Origin of the sequence: Streptomyces sp. DI166 (assembly GCF_900091315.1) — a bacterium.
GTDB lineage: Bacteria > Actinomycetota > Actinomycetes > Streptomycetales > Streptomycetaceae > Streptomyces > Streptomyces fuscus.
In genome coordinates, this window is record NZ_FLSP01000202.1 from 1 (window position 1) to 4058 (window position 4058).

The 4058-nt window shown below is 71.7% G+C and carries 2 protein-coding genes and 1 tRNA gene; 1 reads left to right on the forward strand and 2 read right to left on the reverse strand.

Annotated elements, in window-relative coordinates; genetic code table 11:
• Window positions 1–771, reverse strand: a 771-nt coding sequence (locus GA0115233_RS39620; protein ID WP_176712118.1) for a HAMP domain-containing protein, incomplete at its 3' end; no start/stop codon positions are given.
• Window positions 772–1146: 375 nt separating this feature from the next.
• Between GA0115233_RS39620 and GA0115233_RS39630 the strand changes: the two genes are divergently transcribed.
• Window positions 1147–3897 (forward strand): SpoIIE family protein phosphatase, encoded by a 2751-nt coding sequence (locus tag GA0115233_RS39630; RefSeq protein WP_093725608.1) that lies wholly within the window; start codon window positions 1147–1149, stop codon window positions 3895–3897.
• A gap of 85 nt (window positions 3898–3982) precedes the next feature.
• On the opposite strand, the gene GA0115233_RS39635 is transcribed toward GA0115233_RS39630, so the two are convergent.
• A tRNA-Thr gene (locus GA0115233_RS39635) sits at window positions 3983–4058 on the reverse strand.

Consider the following 4058-nt stretch of genomic DNA (forward strand, 5'->3'; position numbering starts at 1 on the left):
CCCGGCCACGTGAACCGTGACCTTCCGCGACAGATCACCCTTGGCGACCGCCGTGGTCACCAGCGCGATGTCACGCACCTGCGCGGTGAGCCGGTACGCCATCGTGTTGACGGAGTCCGTGAGGTCCTTCCACGAGCCCGACATGCCACGCACGCGTGCCTGACCGCCCAGCTTGCCCTCGGTGCCCACCTCGATGGCCACCCGCGTGACCTCGTCGGTGAACGTGGACAACTGGTCGACCAGATTGTTGACGGTACGGCCGACCTTCAGGAACTCCCCGCGCAGCGGCTGCCCCGTGCCGTCCGGGGCCTGCGTCCGCAACTCCATACGGGGCGACAGATCACCCTCCGCGACCGCCGAGAGCACCCGGCCGACCTCGGAGACGGGCCGTACGAGATCGTCGACGAGCGCGTTGGAGTTCTCGATCGCGGCCGCCCAGGAACCCTCACAGGCACCCGTTTCCAGCCGTTCGGTGAGCTTCCCCTCACGGCCCACCGTGCGCCGCACCCGGGCCAGCTCGCCGGTCAGATGCAGATTGCGGTCGGCCACCTCGTTGAACACGGCCGCGATCTCCGACATCACGCCGTCGCCGGAGACCGTCAGCCGCTTGCGGAAGTTGCCGTCCCGCATGGATTCCAGGGCCGCCAGCAGCCGGTTCAGTGCGGCCGTGTCCACTTCGGTGGTCCCGCCACGCGGTTTGCGCTGGTTCATCAGGGACTGTCCGCCTTTCGCGCGCGTCTTCGTGCCCCGCGTCGCTGCGCCAGACTCCACTGTGTCCCTCCCGCAGGGGTCGACCGTCACTGCCGTGCTCCCGGCGCTCCTGCCCGGCGCGCCGGTTACTGCTGCGTATATCCGCCCGGTCTACCAGGCCGCACCACGGACTACTGCCCACCGCGATCAAAAGACACCCGGCCTGCCCGGACCTTCAACAGAAGCTTGCCCAGTGTTTCACCCCGGCCGAACCCGGCCATAACAGTTCGGCAGCTTCGCACACCGTCCGCACACCCTCCGGGCGGAAACACTGCAGACCGGCATCCGCGTGGACGGCGAAGGTAAGTAACCTTGCATGCGGCTGTCCAGCCGCACCGGTCCGTCCGGCTAGGGCGGTGGCACGAAACGAGCGGGCATCGGAGGGGCGGCCGCAACATGACCACCGGACTGATCCCGGGGGAGCAGCCCTCGGAACCCCGGCCGAAGGGCGGCCTGCCGCATCCGCGGCAGGAGCCGAGCGGCCAGGCAGCCCAGCACGTCGACAACAGGTCGAGGAGTTCTGTGATCACCGCGCGCGCGGCCGCCAGCTTCGAGCCCCAGGGGCGATCTGTCGCCAGCGCCCGCTCCTTCGTCCGCGACACCCTCCAGGGCTGGGGATTCGCCGACATCCTCGACGACGCCGTGGTCCTCACCAGCGAGCTGGTCACCAACGCCGTGGTGCACGCGGGCACCGCCGCCGACGTCCTGTGCCTGCGCACCGAGGACGGCGTCCGCATCGAGGTCGCCGACCGGTACCCGAAGCGCGACATCCCCGTCCAGGGCATCGCCGACGACATGGCCAGCCCCGACCGCGAGGGCGGCCGCGGCCTCCAGCTGTGCCGGGCACTGGCCAACCGCTGGGGCGTCGACTACACGCCCACTCACAAGCAGGTCTGGTTCCAACTCGACCTCCCCGAGCGCCCGGTGGGCACCCGCGCCGCAGGCCCCTCCCTCCCCGCCGACCTCCTGCCCCTGGCCGACGGCCGGGTCCGCGTCGCCGTCGTGCAGATCGACCGCACCGGCGCCATCTCCGCGTGGAACGAGGACGCCGAGGAACTCTTCGGCTACGCCGCCGAACAGGTAACCGGCAAGCCGCTGACCGACTTCGCCGCCTGGCCGCACACCCCCGGCACCGGCACCGGCATCGCCGAGGCCCTCCAACTCTCCCGCTGGGAGGGCAGCTACGGCATCCGCGGCGCGGACGGCCGGATCACGCCGGTCTACGCCTCCCACCTCCGCGTCCGCGACACCGACGGCGAACCCTCCACGGTCTGCCTCCTGGTACGGGACCACGAACGCGCCGTGCTGCAGACCCCGTTGCGCATGGCCTCCTCCGACAGCGGCGGCTCCGGCGAGGGCCAGAGCACCGACCCGTTCGAGGTGTTCATCGGCTCCCCCGCCCCGGACGACCTCGACGGCCTCCTCCAGCGCACCGTGGAACGCGCCCGCGACATGCTCGACGGCGACTCCGCCTTCCTGCTGCTGGCCACCGACGACGAAACAGAGTTGGAGGTACGCGCCTCCACCGGCCTGCCCTCCGCCCGCCAGCGCTTCGCCCGCGTACCCGTCGAGGCCGGCCCCGGCCGCTACGGCTCCGCCCGCATGCCCGCCGTGCACGAGGACCTCACCATGGTCCCCGGCGCCGTACCCCTGCTCAGCGGCACCGGCATGCGCTCGGTGGTCACCGTCCCGCTCAAGGTCGAGGGCCGCCTCACCGGCTCCCTCGGCGTCGCCGCCGAAGCGCCGCGCCGGTACTCCAACGAAGAGGCCCTGCGCCTGCAGTTCGCCGCCGACCGCATCGCGCTCGCCGTCGAGTCGGCCCGGCTCGGCGAGCTGGAACGCCTGCGCCGCGGCTCGCTCAGCTTCCTCGTCGAGGCGTCCGACCTGCTCGCCGGCACCCTGGACCGCGACCAGACCCTCGCCCTGATGGCCCAGATGACGGTGCCCACCCTGGCGACCTGGTGCGCGGTCTACACCATCGCCGACCAGGCGTCCGAGCCGTACCTGTCCTACGTCCTGCACGAGGACGAGGAACTCATCGACGGCATCAAGTCGTTGCTCTCGAAGATCCCCCCGCCCGACCCGGTACCCACCCCTGGCGCCCGCGTCTGGTCCGCCCCCGCGCAGGCCGCCCACGAGGCCGCGCTGCGCACCTCCATGCGCAGCCTGGGCCTGGGCGAGCCGGTCAGGCGCGTCAGCTCGGGCATCGGCCCGACGCTCGCCACGGCGGCCGCGGTCGGCGGTGAGACAGTCGTCCTGCCGCTGGTCGCCCGCAACCGCGTCATCGGCATGCTGACCCTCGGCAAGCCCACCGACGAACACTTCCGCCAGGAAATCCTGGAACTGGCCGAGGACTTGAGCCGCCGGGCCGCCCTCGCCCTCGACAACGCCCGCCTCTACTCCGAGCGCACCGCCATCAGCCAGTCCCTCCAGCGCAGCCTCCTGCCGCCCGAACTCCCCGAGATCGACGGCGTCGAGGTCGAGGTCATCTACCGCGCGGCCGGCGAGGGCAACGAGGTCGGCGGCGACTTCTACGACCTCTTCCCGATCAGCGACGGCGCCTACGGCTTCGCCATCGGCGACGTCTGCGGCACCGGCCCGAACGCCGCCGCGGTGACCGGCCTCGCCCGGCACGCCCTGCGCCTGCTGGCCCGCGAGGGACTCAGCGGCCCGGCGGTCCTGGAGCGCCTCAACTCCGCGATCCTCGACGAGGGCGCCCGCAGCCGCTTCCTGACCCTCCTATACGGCGAACTGCGCCCCCAGGAGGACGGCAGCGCGGAACTGAAGGTGGTCTGCGCCGGCCACCCGCTCCCGTTGCGCCTGCGCCAGGACGGCACCGTCGAGCCCGCCGCCGAACCCCAGCCGCTGCTGGGCGTGATGGAGGACCTGGAGCTCTACGAGCAGACGGTGACCCTCGACCCGGGCGACGTCCTGCTCTGCGTCACGGACGGCGTCACCGAGCGCCGTGAGGGCACCCGCATGCTGGGCGACGACGGCCTCACCGAGGTCCTCACGACCTGCACGGGCCTGACGGCGGGAGCGGTGGCCGCCCGCATCATGCGTGCTGTGGAACGCTTCGCCCAGGACGCGCCGTCCGACGACATGGCGATCCTGGCGATGCGGGTGCCGGGCCTGCACACGGACTGAGCTCGGCGGCCCGGCGGGGTCCCGCCGGGCATACATCCGGGCATGCAAAAGGCCCCCGCCCGAATGGGCGAGGGCCTTTGTGCTATGGAGCCCCCAAACGGAATCGAACCGTTGACCTTCTCCTTACCATGGAGACGCTCTACCGACTGAGCTATAGGGGC

Bases quoted from the DNA above. Each gene is read 5' to 3' on its own strand.
- GA0115233_RS39630 (WP_093725608.1), top strand. From the start codon at position 1,147: ATGACCACCGGACTGATCCCGGGGGAGCAGCCCTCGGAACCCCGGCCG.